Source organism: Desulfoluna butyratoxydans, from assembly GCF_900699765.1.
In the GTDB taxonomy this organism is placed as follows: domain Bacteria; phylum Desulfobacterota; class Desulfobacteria; order Desulfobacterales; family Desulfolunaceae; genus Desulfoluna; species Desulfoluna butyratoxydans.
This window is the reverse complement of sequence record NZ_CAADHO010000005.1, coordinates 80,202-95,922: the sequence shown is the minus strand read 5'-3', so window position 1 is coordinate 95,922 and position 15,721 is coordinate 80,202. Positions and strand designations below refer to the sequence as shown.

The 15,721-nt window shown below is 55.9% G+C and carries 14 protein-coding genes and 1 riboswitch; of the genes, 4 read left to right on the top strand and 10 right to left on the bottom strand.

What is annotated here, in order from left to right:
• Positions 1-23 precede the first annotated feature (23 nt).
• The 7 genes from MSL71_RS14500 to MSL71_RS14470 form a co-directional block, all read right to left on the bottom strand.
• Entirely contained in the window at positions 24-1,382 is a 1,359-nt protein-coding gene (locus MSL71_RS14500; RefSeq protein ID WP_180141578.1) for a TolC family protein, read from the bottom strand.
• Between the two features lie 104 nt (positions 1,383-1,486).
• A complete protein-coding gene (locus MSL71_RS14495; RefSeq protein WP_180141576.1) occupies positions 1,487-3,763 on the bottom strand; it encodes an LVIVD repeat-containing protein in 2,277 nt (758 codons plus the stop codon).
• Positions 3,764-4,024: 261 nt separating this feature from the next.
• A complete protein-coding gene (locus MSL71_RS14490; protein ID WP_180141575.1) occupies positions 4,025-4,471 on the bottom strand; it encodes a hypothetical protein in 447 nt (148 codons plus the stop codon).
• 25 nt (positions 4,472-4,496) lie between these two features.
• Positions 4,497-4,596: riboswitch (cyclic di-GMP riboswitch) on the bottom strand.
• 331 nt (positions 4,597-4,927) lie between these two features.
• Positions 4,928-6,682, bottom strand: coding sequence for an OmpP1/FadL family transporter (locus MSL71_RS14485; protein WP_180141573.1), 1,755 nt, complete (start codon positions 6,680-6,682; stop codon positions 4,928-4,930).
• A 105-nt stretch (positions 6,683-6,787) separates the two neighbouring features.
• Positions 6,788-7,870: a transporter gene (locus MSL71_RS14480; RefSeq protein WP_484482038.1), complete on the bottom strand. Its 1,083-nt coding sequence runs from the start codon at positions 7,868-7,870 to the stop codon at positions 6,788-6,790.
• A gap of 94 nt (positions 7,871-7,964) precedes the next feature.
• The gene (locus MSL71_RS14475; RefSeq protein ID WP_180141569.1) at positions 7,965-8,714 is read right to left on the bottom strand and encodes a C39 family peptidase; all 750 of its coding nucleotides are present in this window, start codon (positions 8,712-8,714) and stop codon (positions 7,965-7,967) included.
• Positions 8,715-8,978: 264 nt separating this feature from the next.
• A complete protein-coding gene (locus tag MSL71_RS14470) occupies positions 8,979-9,872 on the bottom strand; it encodes a hypothetical protein (protein ID WP_180141567.1) in 894 nt (297 codons plus the stop codon).
• A 437-nt stretch (positions 9,873-10,309) separates the two neighbouring features.
• Here MSL71_RS14470 and MSL71_RS14465 point away from each other — a divergent pair, with 437 nt between their 5' ends.
• Together MSL71_RS14465 and MSL71_RS14460 are read left to right on the top strand one after the other, a co-directional pair.
• Positions 10,310-10,849 carry a DUF6160 family protein gene (locus MSL71_RS14465; RefSeq protein WP_180141565.1) on the top strand — a complete coding sequence of 180 codons (540 nt, stop codon included), beginning with the start codon at positions 10,310-10,312 and terminating at the stop codon, positions 10,847-10,849.
• A 207-nt stretch (positions 10,850-11,056) separates the two neighbouring features.
• Positions 11,057-11,878 (top strand): DUF6160 family protein, encoded by an 822-nt coding sequence (locus tag MSL71_RS14460; RefSeq protein WP_180141563.1) that lies wholly within the window; start codon positions 11,057-11,059, stop codon positions 11,876-11,878.
• Positions 11,879-12,180: 302 nt separating this feature from the next.
• Here the strand turns inward: MSL71_RS14460 and cuyB are convergent, their stop codons facing one another.
• A complete protein-coding gene (cuyB, locus tag MSL71_RS14455) occupies positions 12,181-12,900 on the bottom strand; it encodes a cysteate racemase (RefSeq protein ID WP_180141561.1) in 720 nt (239 codons plus the stop codon).
• A gap of 546 nt (positions 12,901-13,446) precedes the next feature.
• Positions 13,447-13,884, bottom strand: a complete 438-nt coding sequence (locus MSL71_RS14450; protein ID WP_180141559.1) for a universal stress protein — start codon at positions 13,882-13,884, stop codon at positions 13,447-13,449.
• 570 nt (positions 13,885-14,454) lie between these two features.
• On the opposite strand from MSL71_RS14450, the gene MSL71_RS14445 reads away from it, so the two are divergent.
• The gene (locus MSL71_RS14445) at positions 14,455-14,655 is read left to right on the top strand and encodes a cold-shock protein (RefSeq protein ID WP_180141557.1); all 201 of its coding nucleotides are present in this window, start codon (positions 14,455-14,457) and stop codon (positions 14,653-14,655) included.
• A 211-nt stretch (positions 14,656-14,866) separates the two neighbouring features.
• Positions 14,867-15,097 carry a hypothetical protein gene (locus MSL71_RS14440; protein ID WP_180141554.1) on the top strand — a complete coding sequence of 77 codons (231 nt, stop codon included), beginning with the start codon at positions 14,867-14,869 and terminating at the stop codon, positions 15,095-15,097.
• A gap of 24 nt (positions 15,098-15,121) precedes the next feature.
• On the opposite strand, the gene MSL71_RS14435 is transcribed toward MSL71_RS14440, so the two are convergent.
• Positions 15,122-15,640, bottom strand: a complete 519-nt coding sequence (locus MSL71_RS14435; RefSeq protein ID WP_180141552.1) for a hypothetical protein — start codon at positions 15,638-15,640, stop codon at positions 15,122-15,124.
• Between the last annotated feature and the right edge of the window lie 81 nt (positions 15,641-15,721).

The following is a 15,721-nucleotide window of genomic DNA, read 5'->3' as shown; positions in this document are numbered from 1 at the left end:
CGGAGGCATCTTTGCCCTTGCCATCAGCCATTGGGGGCGCTTTGGGATGCCGGGACGGGGAGCATGGGCACCCCCGAGGTGTACCGGAGGCGGATGGCGGCCAGCTGCAGGGCAAACCGGGCATCGGCCAGCTGGTTTTCTGCCTCCACGAACCGTGTGTTGGCGTCGATGAGATCCAGGCTCTCGGCAAGGCCTTCGTCAAACCGCCGGGTGACGGAATCCAGGAACTGCCGGGCGTAGGTGAGGCTCTCTTCCAGGGCCCGGACCCTTAGTGATTCGGTGTTGTGATCGTACCAGGCCCGTTCCACGGCCAGGCGGATCTCTTTGGTTTTCCGGGCCAGCCTGTAGTCCACGGAACGCTTGTCCGAGAGGCTTTTTCGGACGTCGGCCCTGCGGAGCCCGCCGTCCACCAGGGGAAGGGAGAGGGTGAGGCTTGCCGTGTACCGGGTGGTGTCCAGGTCGAAGTCTGCCTTCAGGTCGTCGTAGCTGCCGTCCACACGGCTATCCGTGCGTCCGGCCGATCCTTCGAGGGTGAGTTTGGGCCAGTACGTGCTTTTGGCCACGGCCACCTCTTTGTCGGCTACGCTGGACGCGATGACCAGGGACTTGAGTTCGGGGCGGTTTTGGGTGGCCAGAGTCACGCACTCCTCAAGGCTGAGGTCCGACGGGGCCGGGATTTTTTCCGGCGGCTCAAGTTGAAAATCGTCCGGCAGGGGAACCAGGCGCTGGAGAGCCCGTCTGCTTACGATACGCTGGTTCAGGGCCTCCTTGAGTTCTGCCCGCCCTCCGGCGACTTCGGCGTCGGATCGAAATTGCTCGGTGCGGGTGAGGAGCCCGGCCTGGATGCGACGCACGACCGCGTCTCTGTTGGAGATGAGTCGGGTCAGGTTTGCATCGGCGATGGCCACGCCTTTTTCGCTGCGGATGACGCCCACAAAGGTGACGGCCACCTGGAGGATGTAGTCGTGGCGTGCGGCGGTGAGGTCCATGGCGGCCTTTTCAACGAGTTCGCCCGAGGCTTTGTAGACAATGAGTTCCCGTCCGTTGATGTAAAAGCTGTACTGGAACCCCAGCCCGGCAAAGGTACCGTACCGAGTCTCCTCGATCTGGTTGGGCGGGGCGTAGGCCCCTTGGATCTCCGTGTCGCTTCCGTCCAGTCGGCCGGTGAGCTCTACGGTGGGGATCAGCACGGACCGGGCGCGAAGGCGGTCCTGCTCCGCGGCATAAAGGGACTCTTCGGCCAGCCTGATGTCCTCGGCATAGGGCAGCGCTTTTTCAATGCACGCCCGCAGGGTGATGGGCACGGGTTCTGCCATGGGCGACGTGGGGCCGATCCATGCGCAAAGGAGAAGCAGGGGCACTGTCATAAGGGATCGGTTCATGGTCACCTGTCGTGCATGGTGTCGGTGATGCGATCACAAGGTGCCCACATCATGACCAGGTTCAGAAACATGCTCTTGTCTTGCGGAAGGGCCGGAATGTTTCGTCAGTTCAGGGTACGGATGAAGCAGCCGGAGGAATCGTCGTGCCAGACCTGCTCCTGGGAGTTGTCGTTTTCGGTGGTCTGGCGAATGGTGAGGCCACCCTGTCCGTCGGCGATGTAGGCTGCGCGAAGGGCCGGGCTGTCCGAACTGAGTCCCCCGGTGGTGGCCGCGACAACGGCCCTGGGGGTGCCCGGTGAGGTCTCCCGGGACAGCAGCCCCGGGGCTGCGGGGTCGGACAGGTCCAGGATGAGGAGGTTGTCCGTGGCCTGGTCTGTGACAGCATACAGGTTGTTGTTGTCCGTAAAGAAGAGGTCGATGACGTGGCCTGTGCCCATGGAGTAGCCACCCTCCCTTGCCGGGGTGATCAGAGCCGGGGTGTTTTGATTGGAAAACAGGTCCAGGGAGACAATCCCTGCGGCATCATCGGCCACACAGGCATAGCGGCTGCCGTCCGACGATACGCTGACGGTGTTGGCAAGGCCCTGGGTGTAAGATGCCTCAATGCCGTGGGACAGTTTTTCCGGATCATCCGGGTCGGAGAAGAGGTCCACAATCTGGAACCCCTGAGGGCCGCATGCCACAAGGAGGTAATCCGTTCCAAAGGGCTCCATGGCCGTCGGGGTGCCGGGAAGCCCCGTAAAAAGAATTTTATCTTCTATGGCGATTTTGTGGACCGTGGGGACACTTGGAAGAACGGGCAGGGGAAAGGAGAAGAGGTTGCCCGTGTCGGTGAGGACGTGGAGAAAGTCGATGTTTTCCTGATTGATGTTTTTGGTGGAGACGGCAACGGCCAGGGGCTCTCCGTCGAGATGATCCATGGCCAGGGATTCCAGCTCAAGGGGCGCTTTGGGCGACGGCGCTTCCGGGTTGTCCAGGTCGTCCGGTGAAGAGATATAAGCGCTGTTCATGGAGTAGCAGCAGACCCCCACGCTTTTGTCGGCGATGAAAAGACGGTAGAAGTCGTTATCCACGGCAAGGTCGCAGGCCTGGCCGTCCGTGGGGCCGAAAAAAAGACAGGTGGGCTGGGTGGCGTTGTTGATATCCATGACGCGGAATCCGGCTGAGGCGCTGTTCAGGTTGTCCACGAAAAGCAAGGTGTCATTCCTGATCAAGATCCTGTCCACGGCAAAGGGGGTGTCCACATGGTTGCCCTGGCTGGGGTTTGTCGGGTCGGAGAGGTCGATTTGGGACAGGCCGCTTCGGATGTCCATGAGAAACAGCGTGTCGGGGGAGCCCTGATGCAGGGCCCCGGCTCCTTCCTGGGCAAGGGTTCCCACCACGGATTTGTCGGAGAGCCTCATCACCTGAACACCGGGCGGGTTGCTGTTTTCGGCCGCAAGGGTGGTGATGCATCCATAGATCCCTCCTAAGGACAGGTCCATGGGGTAGCCCAGGGTCACTCCGTCCGAGCCGGAGGGAGGGTAGGTCTGAAACAGGTAAGGGGGGGTATCTTGTATGTGGAATGAGAGGTAATTTCCCATGGAGTTTTCGATGACATGGGCCGTGTCGCCTGAAACCCGCAGGGTGAGGGTGCTCATGTAGAGCAGTGCGTTGGAAGACAGGTTCGGGATGTCGAAGACCAGTTTCCCCAACCCTTTGATCTCCCACTGCTTGTGGAGGCCTTTCTCCATGTCGATAAGACCCATTTCTCTTCCTTGGGTCACGGTGAGGATGCAGTCGTGGCCGGTGCTTTTGTTCCACCGTGCCATGTCCACCAGCATGGTGTAGTCCGCAAGGGAGAGTTCCTGACGAGCCACCTCATCCAGGGTGAGATCGCCTTTAAACTGAAAGACACGGTAGCCGAAGTTGGCGTCCATGGTGGCAATGAGATAGGCACCGAAAGCCTGGAAACCTACGCCCCCCTTGATATTGAGGGCCGCCGGTCCGGTGGTGTTTTTTCGGGGAAAGTCCGATTCGGTGACCACGGAATTCTCGTTCAGGGAGAAGGCGCCGTCAAAGGCCACGACCTGCAATCCACCGGTTCCGCAGGCGGCGATGATGTATTTTTTTTCTCCTACCTCCAGGTAATCAATGGTGACGATGCCCTCAGGCGCGTTGAGGCGAATGGAGACGGGGTCTGTGGTGTCTTCAAAGTTTGTCTTCGGATACGCCGCCAGGGTATCCCCGTTGGCACCGAAGAGGTGGGTGTCATTGCCGACAAGTGTTTTTTTTACTCCTGCCGGCCACCGCGTGCCCATGGGGGAGAATTGGTCGGCCCGGGAGAGGGCCGGAAGCAGGAGAATCGCCAGGAACAGGATGAGTGTTTGTCGGTTTATCATGTGACCTCCCCGGAATTGGTCGTGTTTAATTGCTAACATTGTTTACGACAATGTAGTGCAGTTTCCGGTCGGTGTCAACATGGCGCGATTTGAAAGAATGGGCCAGGAAAGTGTTGTTTGAAGGGGGAATGGAGGTTTTGGAAGGCGGGCTGCAGAATCACTCGTGAGCACTCCCGGTGGGGTGAGGCCCCCCTTTGCCTCGGGGCGTGGGTGTAAGGCAGGGGGGGGCGTTTTGGCCGGGCTTGAGGTCAGGCCTTGCGGTCAGCGGACGGTGACCCGGACCGTCCCGTGGGTGGTGACCCGGATGTACTCCATGGAGATCGTGCCCAGACTGTTGCCGGTCCCTGTGGGGTTCCCGAGGAGAAGGCTGGTTCGGTAATTTTCAGCGGTGAATCCTGGATTTTCGATGTCAAAGGAGTAGGACGAGCCGTCGTCGGCAACCCGGATGGCGCTGACGTTGCCGGTGTGCTCCTCAATGGTTGCCTGAAGGAGACCGGCTGTGGCCGCGCTCGCTCCGAACTGGAGGCCGTTGGAGAAGAGGTCCCGCTGAAAGCCCGCATACTTTCCTATGGTTGCAAAGCCCGCCTGACCGGTGATTTCAGCCAGCTCCGAATCGCTCATGGCAACGATTCGGGCGTTGGCGGTTGACCCAAGGGCCAAAACAACAAGCAAGCAAAGCAGGGCAGGGATAAGGGTGATCTTTTTCATGGTGTTCTCCTTTGCCGCCTGTGCGGCTGGTAACCCGGCTGCCCGGGATACGGCAGGGTGTGTCCTGCCGTCCCGGGCCCGTGGTTTTCCGTCCCAGGATTGCTCCTGGTTTGGCGTGGGGGGCCGCACAGGGGGCGGCCGGTTGGTCTGTTGGGATGAAGTATCAAGAAACGTGCCAGGGAAGAGCATCCGTGTGGAAGCAACGGGCCCAAGCGGGCGATGGAAGGGACAGAGGGGTGTTCAGGCGGGCAGGGGGCTGCCGGGGACAGGGCGAAAGCGACGAAAAGGATACGGCAAAGGGGATGGGATTTTCAGGATTGTGGACGGATGAACCGGATTGCGTATGGACACACATGCTTATCCCTGCAATGGCGCCGGGATGTTTTGTGGTGGGAGGCCTTTGCAGAGCGACAGGGAGCCATCTGTGACCGGCCTGGGTGCTGGGGGGGCGGGGCGTTATTCGTCGTCAAAGGGATTCAGGAAATGGTACGCACTCTTCACCATTTCCGCCTGATGGTGCAGGTGTTCCTTCATGACATTGATGGGCATGCTGACATTGACAGAAACAATGTAGGCTTCCATCTCCTGCTTAAAGTCGAGGCCAGCGTAAGGGTTGTACACGGGCCTGTTGAAGTCGGTGGAGTTCATGTTGATGCTGCCGTCGTTGGGAATCTCCACGGTATCTCCCAGCAGGTAGGCAAAGGAGACATCAATGACCACGTCATCCTTGGTTTTGATGCCGAAGCCCGTGCCGAAGTTGTGAATGTCCGGAACCGCGTACATGGCGTCGTAGAGGTCTTCCTGCACCGAAGTGGGGCGCCATTCGTAGCCGAACCGCCAGGTAAACCAGTCCGTGGGAAAGAGCTCGATACCGGCGGCCCAGCTGATGGTGTCCTCGAAATCCCTGCGAATGATCAGGGCGTCCGGGCCGCCGGTGTAGCCCATGAGGGTGGCGAAACGCAGGAAATCGGCCTGCCGGTCAAACGTGAAGGTATCCTTGTTCATGACGGACCAGTCCACCCAGTTGACGTCAAAGAGGAACTGGAAATACCTTGTTGGCTTCAAAGCGATCCCTGCCTGGATGCGCTGTGGGATGGTCATGTTGCTGGTGACGTACCCGCTCTGGTTTTCGCCATCTGTGGGAAGGTTGAGCATGGCGGCGGTAACGGGGAGGATGTTGCCCTCACCGAGCCAGTCGATCATGGCCTTGAACTGCTGGGAGTACTGAACATTCCAGTTGCCTACCTGTTCCACCTTGATCTCGCTTTGATAGGTGATACCCAGGGAGAGCCAGCTCTTTGGTTCATAAAGGATCCCTATGTTGTAGTTTGGAGAAAAATCGTCCCGCAGGCTCATGTCGAGCTCGGCCACCTTATCGTACGGGGCCACCCCACCGCCGAACCAGGGAGGGGGCAGGGTCATCTGGCTGATGATGGGAATGTTGAGGTCTTTGGTGGCATCCCCCAGGACCCTGGTGAGGGCGGTCATCTCATTGGGCATGCGCATGTCCAGTTCGGCGTAGGTTGCGGTCTGGCCCAAGCCCACGGTAAACCCGACGGAGACTTTGTCGTTGACCTTGTAGCTCAGGGCCGGGGCGGCATAAATAAGGTGCTGTTGGCCCAGGGCCTTGGCCTGGTAGCGAATGGGGTTGTCGTCGTCATCAAAGGTGAGGCCTACGGCGTAAGGGGAGTAGTTTGCATAGGCGAAGGTCCACTTGGAGTCTTTTTTCCGTGAGGAGATCCCCAGGGACGGCCCTGCCAGAAAGGGGATTGTGTCGTTGTACAGGGGAACATACATGGAGGGGCCGCTGCTTCCTGTGGTGCCGGCAAGGGGGTCGACCTTGGATTCCTCCGATGCCCCGTTGGGGTGTCCTACGGGGTTGGGGCTGGACCCGTCCATGAACGGCTGCATGTCGGGGTCTGCGGTCAGGCTGATATCGATACAGATAAAGGGGAGGGTCAGGCCCTGGCTGAAGGCCTGGTCGGGCAGCTTTGTAAGGCCCGCGGGGTTGTAGTGAACACTCATGATGCCGGGAGGATCCGCCGTGCAGGCGTTTCCCAGGGCAATGGCCCGGGTGGAGACGGCCATCTGTTCCACAAACATGGCCCTGGCATGGGGGGGGACACAGATCAGCAGGCAGAGCACCGCAAGAGTTGAAACAGCCGATATGTGCCATCGCATGCGCAAGGTGTTCACAGCTCTTCTCATCATGGTTTCCTTAAAGGCTCTGGGGCCGGGTTCGTTTTAAGCTGATGGCTTCTTCATGAGACCCTGAAGAAGGAACCGGGACATTGTCTGCCGGCGCGTCTCTGGCGTTTACAGGTCGTAGTTAAAGGGCATGGAAAACGACAGCGTGAAATCGGAGGTTGCATCGGTGAGGCCGACGCCCACGGTGATGTTCATGGAGCTTTCCGGTGTGAGTTTCCAGCCGGTACCGATGTTCAGGGAGGCTGCCGTGGATGTGCCTGACTTGTTGCGTTCTCCGCCGTGCCACTCAAACTCGTAGCTTGTGGTGTGAGAGTACTGGCAGCTCAGGTGCAGGGTCACCTGGTAGGAGAGGGCATAGGCGATGCCCAGGGAGCCGCCGAAGGTATCGCCCGGAGAGACCTCTTTAAGGGCCGTGGCGCCGTTGGGGCCGTTGCGGGTCTGGTTGAGGTCAGTCACGTCATGGGCGTAGCGGTAGGAGAGGCTGCCGAAGGCCATGATGGGGTCGATGGGCTTGCTGATGGAGAGCTCCGCAAGGACGGAGTAATAGCCCGAGCCGGTGGACAGAGCGTTGTCCACATCGATTTCGTAAGGGCTGGTGCCGGAGGGCACGATGAGGGAGGTGTTGAGAATGTATGAAGCGCGACCCGTGGACGTGGGCAGGGGCTGCCACTGGAGCCCGAAGCTGATGTCCCCGATGTCGGTGGCGTTGCGTTCCGATGCCGTGGATTGCTGGTCCCATTTGTAGACAAAGGGAATGGCTCCGTTGACGGTGAGGTTGTTTTTGAGGCCGTACTGTACGCTCACGCTACTGTAGAGGGTGTGGTTGCTGGTGTGGTCCACCGTCATGTTGGTCTTGGCGTTTTCCAGAATATCCGTTGAGTTGAAGGCGTAGCTGGCTCCGTAGGTGACCCCCAGGGAACCCTCCCTGCGAAGGATATACTCCAGACCGATGGCCGTGAGGATCCGCTCGGTCTCTTCGGTCTTTTCCTCTGTGGTGGCTTCGAGTTGTTCGCGGACCTGAGCCGCCTGCTTCATGGCAGCCATCTCTTTTTTCAGCTGTTCAAGTTCGGTGACAATGGATTCGAGGGCTGCCTGATCCGTATCTGCTGCCTCCTCCGCCCAGGCCAACGCCGGGAGAACAAGGATTCCCATGGCCACGATCCATGTAAGCAGTATGCCGGCTCTTCTCATCAAAACCGCCTCCTTCATCAGGGGTGAACACGCTGGGGTCGTTGGGGGAAACAAACCTGCCTGCCGTGCTGGGTTAATATCACATTGGAATCGATTAATTTTTGAAGTAGAGCGTGTCTCCGCTGGACTGGTTGAGCTCCCGCTGGATATCGAGCTGTCGTTCCACCTTGTCCTGTTCAAACAGTGCAAAGCGGGTGATCTCTTCATCAATGAATCGCAGGTCATCCCGGATCAGGGCCAGGTTGCCCAAAGGCCGGGAGTCTTTGTCCGATACGATGAACATGACGTTTTTAAACCAGATGTTTTTGAACTGGGGGACGGTGTAGCTGCTGTGACCGCGCCAGGGGTCCGCAACAAAGACGTGGCCCCTGTGGATCCCCTTGACCACCACGAAGTGGCGGTACCCGAAGAATTTGATGGGCACGATGCAGGGCCAGTATTCGGCGGAAGCCAGATCTTCGATGGATGCCGTGTACCCGTTTGCCTCATAGCCCAGCACCGTGACAAATTTTTTCATGTCCAGAAGGGAAAAGGCCCGTCGCTCCTTGATGCGTTCGACATCTCCGTATTTCAACAGGCCCCAGATGACCTGCTGCTCGGTAAACTGCTCCCCGAAATGAAATTTCAGAAGGGTCGCAAGGGCTGCGGAGCCGCAACTGTAGTCGTATTGCTGCTTGACGATTCGTCGTTTTTCGATCTCCGTAATAGACTCCACGGGGTGGCTGATACCGAACTGGGGCCTTTCCAGGTCGAGAACCGTCACCTGGTTTTCCGGGGTCTTGGCCAGGGGATGGTAGATGGTGAAAAATCCGACACCGATAAGAAAAGCAGCAAGAATATGCATGCGTCCATCCTTAGGGAGTTAATAATGGCTTGAGCACGCGCCTGGTCAGAATCTTAGCGCCATCGAAACGGTTGCTGGTGTCCTGAGTGGTTGGGCCATTCTTCACCGTGTGTTTTTAAAAGGTACGGAGAATTAGCGCGCAAAACTGATGATTAATAAGGTAAACAATGTTCTTATCAAGTCGAAAAAAAAATGTAAAGCTCTTTGCCCTGCTAATTCATGTCAGGGCTCACTCATAGGTACACCGCTTTGCCCGAAGGGTCATCATACCCCGTCATCAAAGGTGGTAATGACAACAGTGCCTGGTTCAACGGTGGTACTCCCATTGCCTCCCATATAGAGGGTGCCCAGTGTACCCGATCGGTCGGTGGGGCGACTGCCGACATCTCCGGCATTGAGTCCATTTTCGTTGTTGGCTATTTTGATCGTATATTTGCATTTGTGGTGTGTGGTGATGCGGTTGATATCAATATGGACAAAGGATTTTCCCGGTTCGATGGTGGTGATTACATTCCAGGTGGTATTGTCTCCATGGCCTCGGGGAACCAGAATGTTGAGTGGCTTGGTTTCCGCACGTCCAACCAGTTGAGCCTGGCGGTTGGGTTTGGCCATGATTGATGGTGTGGAGTCCGAGATGTCCTCAGGCGTGTATGCGGTTCCCTGGTGACTCAGGATGAAATCATGGGTTCCGTTGCCATGATCGTAGCTGTCGATTACCTGTTGCGGAATGTGTGATGGTGACACCTGAACTTCGTGTTGTGTACGGCCGTCTTTGAATACGGACGGAACCTTAAAATAGCCTGTAAAAGTGCCTGAAAGGACGACGCTTGTCAGGGTGTCGTCATCCGTATATACAATGTTGCCCACTTCAACCTCTCCGTGGAAGTCTTCGGCCTCGATGCCCAGCTTTTCATTGCCTTCTATGCCTAAAAAATCGATAAGAACGGCATTGTATCGGTCATCGTCCAATGTGGAGGGGACCATGCTTTGATTTGGGAGTTCGATGTGTAAGGTATCGTTAGATGGGGTTACCTCTGTGGGGACGGAATAGACTGTTTCTCGCTTTTCATTGGATGGCTGGACCGTTGCCTGGCCGGTGATGGCGCTCATCGCATTGTTGGTGAGAGGTTCAATGGACGAGGCGGTGGTTGCGGTCATGAATATCATGGTACCCCATAGACAACAGATCCAGAGAACTCGAGATGCCATGCTGATTCCCCCCCCCATAGGTATTAGAATCCGGCTTAGGTATGGAAATGTGTAACAGTGTTCCAAACGATGTTCACGATGTAAGTGTTACGCTACCAAATGCCGACAGGGGGGTCAAGCAAAACCTGGGACACCATAACTGCAGGTAGGCATCCAAAAACATTAAAAAAAAGAGTTGACACTTCTTATTTTGTGATGGATAACAATTCTATCAAGCGAACATTGTTTATTTTGAAGTACATCGAATAGTTGCAGTTCCGTGGCTTGTACCCGGGCATCCCGTTCGGGCTCTTATGTGCAGGGAGAAAAGCCACATCATTTCCGTCACGGTCAGGCTGCCGGACGGATGATTCACTACTAACCTAATATTTGAGGAGGGTGTTTGAATGAAAAAGATTCTTTTGGTGGCCCTTTTGGTTCTGCTTCCCATGTCTGTGTATGCCCTTGAGCCCATGGCCGACTGCAATCTTGATGAGATTACGGCCCAGGAAGGGGTGAAGATTACGATTGCCGGTTCCGGGGATGCCTCGCAATTCGGTATGGGGACAGAAGCCTTGGAAATCCGACAGAAAGCTGTCTCCACTGCCTGGACGAACAAGGAAAATGGCGTGGAATCCGGTATCGTCAATAAGCTTACGCAAACGATTGCAGATACGATTTTTGTTACGGGAGACTTGACGATTGTTGCCTCTACCGATGGCGATGTGTCTTCCGTTGCTATTGGTTTACCTGAAGTTGGAATCTCAAAGGGCTCCAAGAAAACTGAAATCTATATTACAAGCAGAGATACCAACCTTGGTGATTCAAATTTCATTTCTCAAGTCACCGCTGATCCGGCTTCTGGTAAGCTGGGTACCCAGTATACTGACGCCGGTTTTACTCACATTCAGGCCGGTGGAAGTGTCACTATTTCCGCAATCCCATAGCCGCTTCGTAAGTATCACAGTATTTGCCGTGTGAACTTATAAACAAACCCTGCATCCGCAGGGTTTGTTTTTCTCTCCAGGGTAGATACTTATCCATTTGGTGTCCTGGGAGGGGACATAGGGAAAATGTTCTGTGCTGGCAAATAATCTGAGTCTGGTTGATTCATCAATTTTTATCGCGGATGGATTCCTTGTGGAGGGGATTAAATGAAAAAAGCTTTTTTGGTGGCTCTTGTGGTACTGCTTCCCATGTCGGGTTACGCAGAGCTCAAAGCAATGGATGACGCTGGGCTGAATAAGATCACAGCTCAGGAAGGGGTACGAATCACTATTGGTGGCGGTGGCATTACAACGGCTGCTTATGAAACATTATGGACAAATGCCAATGGCTATTATCTTAATGCGAGTGGGGAATTGCTTAATTCTTCCAACGGCGTCGCTCCTGACGAGTCTACGGCTGTATTGAGGGAGAACCCTGTTCCTGAAACAACGACCGGTGATGGCACTGTCAGTGTTAATGGGGAAGGTTACTATGTCAACTCTTTAGATGAATATCTTGATGCAAGTGGTGACATTGCTATAGGGGTAGATGACCGAGTTCTCCAGTACAACCCTGTGCCTGGGGACACAGCGAAGACTCCGCTTCTTCATGGTGCCTTGAAAATCAAGCAGAAAGCAGTCTCGACTGCATGGACGAATATGAACACCGCAGGTGATACAGAGACCGGTATTGTCAACAAAGTCACTCAAACCGATTCAGATGTTATTTTCATTGCGGGTGATTTAACAATCGAAGCCAAGACCGAGGGGGCTGTATCATCCGTCGACATCGGTCTGCCTGAAGTGGTTGTTGAAAAAGGTTCCAAGAAAACAGAATTATTTATTACGCATCGAACGTCGAATTTTGGTGATTCAAACTTTATTTCACAAGTTACCGCAGGTGACTCTGGCAAATTGGGTACGCATTATACCGATGCCGGGCTGATTCATATACAGGCCGGAGGCCGGGTCAGTATCACTTCGATGTAAAAGAGTCTGCGGGCCAATTCGTTATCGTGTGTGACAAATACTCATAAACCCTGCTCAGTTTTCTTGAGCAGGGTTCTTTTTTTGCAATGAGGTGAGATTGTGGGGCTGTTCCTGCTTTTTTGAATTCGGTAGTCTTCACGCTTGGTCTTTGTGGGCTCGGGCCTTTTACTTTGCAGGATGGGTCGGTGCCCACCTGTTTTCGGGATAATAGGCGATACCGTTGGCGGTGTGACCGACTCCTTATAAATTGACATGATACCGAATATACCTCCCCCCCGGGGCAATTGCCCACACCCTTGCCCCTATTTCATTTTATCCCCTGCAGAAATCGTGTGTTTTCCGGCAAAGCGGATGGCGGCTTCTGCGATGACGGTCAAAGGGTCCACGAAGGGGCCGGAGAATCCGTAGAGCTTTTGTGCCACGGAGAGTTCGGTGCAGCCCAGGACAAAGCAGGTGGCGCCTTGGGCTTTGAGGGCGGCAACAGCCTCCATGAAGCCGTCGATGGGAACGGTTTCCCCTGCCTTGATGCCGTAGATAAGATCGGTGACGTGCTGTTGCATGGCGGGGTCGGGCATCAGGGGAGTAAGGCCGTTGGTAGAAAGGGCTTTGGTGTAGACCCCGGCCTTGCAGGTGCCTTCGGTGGCAAGGACGCCGACGTGTCGGGTGTCGGGGTAGTGGGTGCCGATGTAGGCGGCGGTTTCGTTGACCATATGGAGAAAAGGAATGGAGAGCCCTTTGGTGATGTCCTCGTAGAAGTAGTGGGCTGTGTTGCAGGGCATGATGAGGAAGTCGGCGCCCATGGCTTCCAGGTGGGTCGCGGTGGCCGTTAATTCAGGGCGCGGGTCTTCGCCGCCTGCCACGATATGGGCGGTTCGGTCCGGGATCCCGGGGTTGCTGTCGATGAGGACACGGATGTGGTCCTGATCCTTGGATACGCGGGTGAGGGTGGCGACTTTTTCAAAGAGCATGGCGGTGGCCAGCGGGCCCATGCCGCCGACAATTCCTAAGGTTTTCGAAGACATCTGTTGCTGCAACTCCTGTAAGCGGTTTTTTATAAGCAAAAAAAGCCTTTGCCGACGAGGGTGGAAACACCTTTTCCTGCCTGGGGCTTAGCCCGAAGGGTGAGACAAGCGACCTGAAAACGATGAATGACATGTGCCTTTTTTCCAGACAAAATCGTGTCGTAATGGGTTATTCATCTGTTTTTTATCGTTTCTCATGAACTGTCCGGGTTAGGTCGGCAATCTTCTTTGGGAATCTTATACACCAGATGGGGTGAGGTTGCATGGAAAATTGTCATTCATGGGGAAGGCCCTTGGGGGGCGCGGGGGGGGCTTTTCCGAACGGGTTTGGGGGGATCGGCGGGCGCACGAGAATGGGCGGCGCAAAAGGCAATCGCGCCGTTGTTCACAATTATACCTCTGGGGGTGGACCCGGGACACCCGGCTTTGTCCGTGATGGCACACCCTGCCGCGCACCCCTCCCAGGCGAAGCCCGGGAGGAAGGTGTGGGCCTTCACGTCATGGCACACTGCTGATGACGGGTCCTAAATCGGTACGCCCCCTGTTTCAGGTGGAGATGACCTCCACGGGTACGGAAGCCATGCGCTTCACTTTTTCCAGTGTGGGCTCACCGATATCCGGGATATGGGGCTCGTGGCCTGCCATGACCACCATGTCCATGCCCTCTTTGTCGATGAGCTTCAGGATCTCGTCTGCGGGTTCCCCCACGGCGGTGTGTCGGGTGAACAGGGCGCATCCGTCCAGGTATTTGGAGCAGAGCTGGTTGAGCCGCTTGGCTGCGGACTCCTCCTCCCGTTTGGTGAGGCGCTTGACGTGCTGTTCATCGTACTCGCCGTACCAGGGCTCATGCCGGGCGATGTCCGGAATGACATAAAGGATATGGACATCGGCTTTTTTTTCACGGATCAGGTTGGCGATATAGGGGAGTGCTTTTTCCGCACGTCGTGAAAAATCTGTGGGCCAGAGAACTTTGGGGTTGTTCATATGTAACCTTCCTCGGGCGGATGTGACGGCACCGCCCTTGTCTGTGAAAGGAGATGGTTTTCGTGGGGTTGCACGGGGTGCGGATCGTGGCTGGGGGGTAAGGGCGTGGGGATGAATGAAGGGTGCAACCGAATCATCTGGATTATACCACAATGTGGTATAGATGTGCTGCTTTTTTTCCGCCCCGTGCAGGGAGAGGCGGTGGGGAGGCGAAGACCGGCCAGGGGCGCCGGTTTGCCTTGCCTGTATTGATTCCGGTGGCCGCTGGTACCCCCATGGGGGAGGAAATGCGCACCGCAAGTCGAATGATTTCTATGGTGCACAGACTTTCCGGTGATTGCGGGATGTTTTTAGATTGATTTGCAGGCAAGAGTATGAGAGAGTTTCAGTAAGATGTGTGTGTGTAGCACGGATCAAATCTTTTAAGGCTTTCCTTTTATGTGGGCAACGTGGCCCGTGCAAGGGGGGAGTTGTTGCGCTCTCAGGAAAAAGAAAAACGTGTCATCGTGACATCTACCTTAGGAATGAGAATGCATGAAAACACTAGAACAATGATGAGGAGATCGTCACATGGCAAACGGTATTGTAAAATGGTTCAATGAGCAGAAGGGTTATGGCTTTATCGAGCAGGAAAACGGACCCGATGTTTTCGTTCACCATTCAGGTATCAATGCAACCGGCTTCAAAACCCTCAACGAAGGCGACCGAGTGACCTTCGATGTTGAGCAGGGCCAGAAAGGTCCTGCGGCTGTGAACGTTACCGTTCAGTAGCACCTGCTTTCATACGGCTTTTACAGAGCGCGGCTTCCCGATCCCGGGAGGCCGCGCTTTTTTTTGGCTTTTTTCCTTCTGGCATGTTGCTTGCGGTGTTTGCTATATAGGTATCATGGGCACGGATGGGGAGCAATCAGGGGGTATCACCCTCTTTCGACCCCCCGGACGCTGTCTGCGGATTTGCCACATTGAAAACAAGGAGGACACCATGCTGATTTCCGAACCGACGTTTGTCCAGATTGCCGATGCCATCGAAAACGGGGTCCGTATCGAACTGGGAACCACGGCCCATGACAACTCCCTTGCACGGGCATTCCATGAGACCGAGCTCATTGCTGAGTGCAAGGGCTCCTACACAGATCTCAACGAGGTGCTGACCGAGCTGGATAACCAGCTTTACGATTGGAACGCAGCCATTCAGGCGGACAGGATCGAATAGGCTACACGCGCGGGAGCCTGGGCCTTACCATCGCTCAGCGTGTCTCTTATCCTGCTCAGTGGGTTGGGGGGGATGGGAGGTGGGGCGGATATCGGTCCAGGCGACCATCACGTACCCTTTTTCTGCCCGATAGAGCCTCTGGAAGAGCTGGTCCAGAAAGGTGGCCATGTCGCGGGGGGAGATCCTGGGGCCTGAAAGGGTAAAGTGGTCGTGCCGCTTCCAGTGGGTAAGGACGAACCCGTCCGGGAGGTGGATCCCGATGGTCTTCAGGCGTTCTGCCGGGGAGAAGGGCGGGCTGTAGCGAACCATGAGGTGGGTTGTGGTGTCGCCCGGGACAAGGCGAACAAAGGGGCCTTGGACATGCTCCAGGGAGAAGCAGGCCGCCAGATCAATATGGTGCCGGTAGCTCATGAGGATCCAGGTCACCAGAGAGACGGGATCCGGAAACTCCGGCGTTGAACTGACTCCAGAGAGGAGGTCCTCCCGGTGTTCACGGGCGAAGAGTCTTCTCAGCCAGCGCTTGATTGTGGGGACGATGGGCATGGTTCCAACTCTCCAAAAGGGCGGAGACGATGTGTTTGTCCGGCATCCGTTTTGGATGCCGGGGTCCTTTTCTTATGTATA

Coding starts and splice junctions, on each gene's coding strand:
- MSL71_RS14500 (WP_180141578.1), bottom strand. CDS start 1,382: ATGAACCGATCCCTTATGACAGTGCCCCTGCTTCTCCTTTGCGCATGG.
- MSL71_RS14495 (WP_180141576.1), bottom strand. CDS start 3,763: ATGATAAACCGACAAACACTCATCCTGTTCCTGGCGATTCTCCTGCTT.
- MSL71_RS14490 (WP_180141575.1), bottom strand. CDS start 4,471: ATGAAAAAGATCACCCTTATCCCTGCCCTGCTTTGCTTGCTTGTTGTT.
- MSL71_RS14485 (WP_180141573.1), bottom strand. CDS start 6,682: ATGATGAGAAGAGCTGTGAACACCTTGCGCATGCGATGGCACATATCG.
- MSL71_RS14480 (WP_484482038.1), bottom strand. CDS start 7,870: ATGAGAAGAGCCGGCATACTGCTTACATGGATCGTGGCCATGGGAATC.
- MSL71_RS14475 (WP_180141569.1), bottom strand. CDS start 8,714: ATGCATATTCTTGCTGCTTTTCTTATCGGTGTCGGATTTTTCACCATC.
- MSL71_RS14470 (WP_180141567.1), bottom strand. CDS start 9,872: ATGACCGCAACCACCGCCTCGTCCATTGAACCTCTCACCAACAATGCG.
- MSL71_RS14465 (WP_180141565.1), top strand. CDS start 10,310: ATGAAAAAGATTCTTTTGGTGGCCCTTTTGGTTCTGCTTCCCATGTCT.
- MSL71_RS14460 (WP_180141563.1), top strand. CDS start 11,057: ATGAAAAAAGCTTTTTTGGTGGCTCTTGTGGTACTGCTTCCCATGTCG.
- cuyB (WP_180141561.1), bottom strand. CDS start 12,900: ATGTCTTCGAAAACCTTAGGAATTGTCGGCGGCATGGGCCCGCTGGCC.
- MSL71_RS14450 (WP_180141559.1), bottom strand. CDS start 13,884: ATGAACAACCCCAAAGTTCTCTGGCCCACAGATTTTTCACGACGTGCG.
- MSL71_RS14445 (WP_180141557.1), top strand. CDS start 14,455: ATGGCAAACGGTATTGTAAAATGGTTCAATGAGCAGAAGGGTTATGGC.
- MSL71_RS14440 (WP_180141554.1), top strand. CDS start 14,867: ATGCTGATTTCCGAACCGACGTTTGTCCAGATTGCCGATGCCATCGAA.
- MSL71_RS14435 (WP_180141552.1), bottom strand. CDS start 15,640: ATGCCCATCGTCCCCACAATCAAGCGCTGGCTGAGAAGACTCTTCGCC.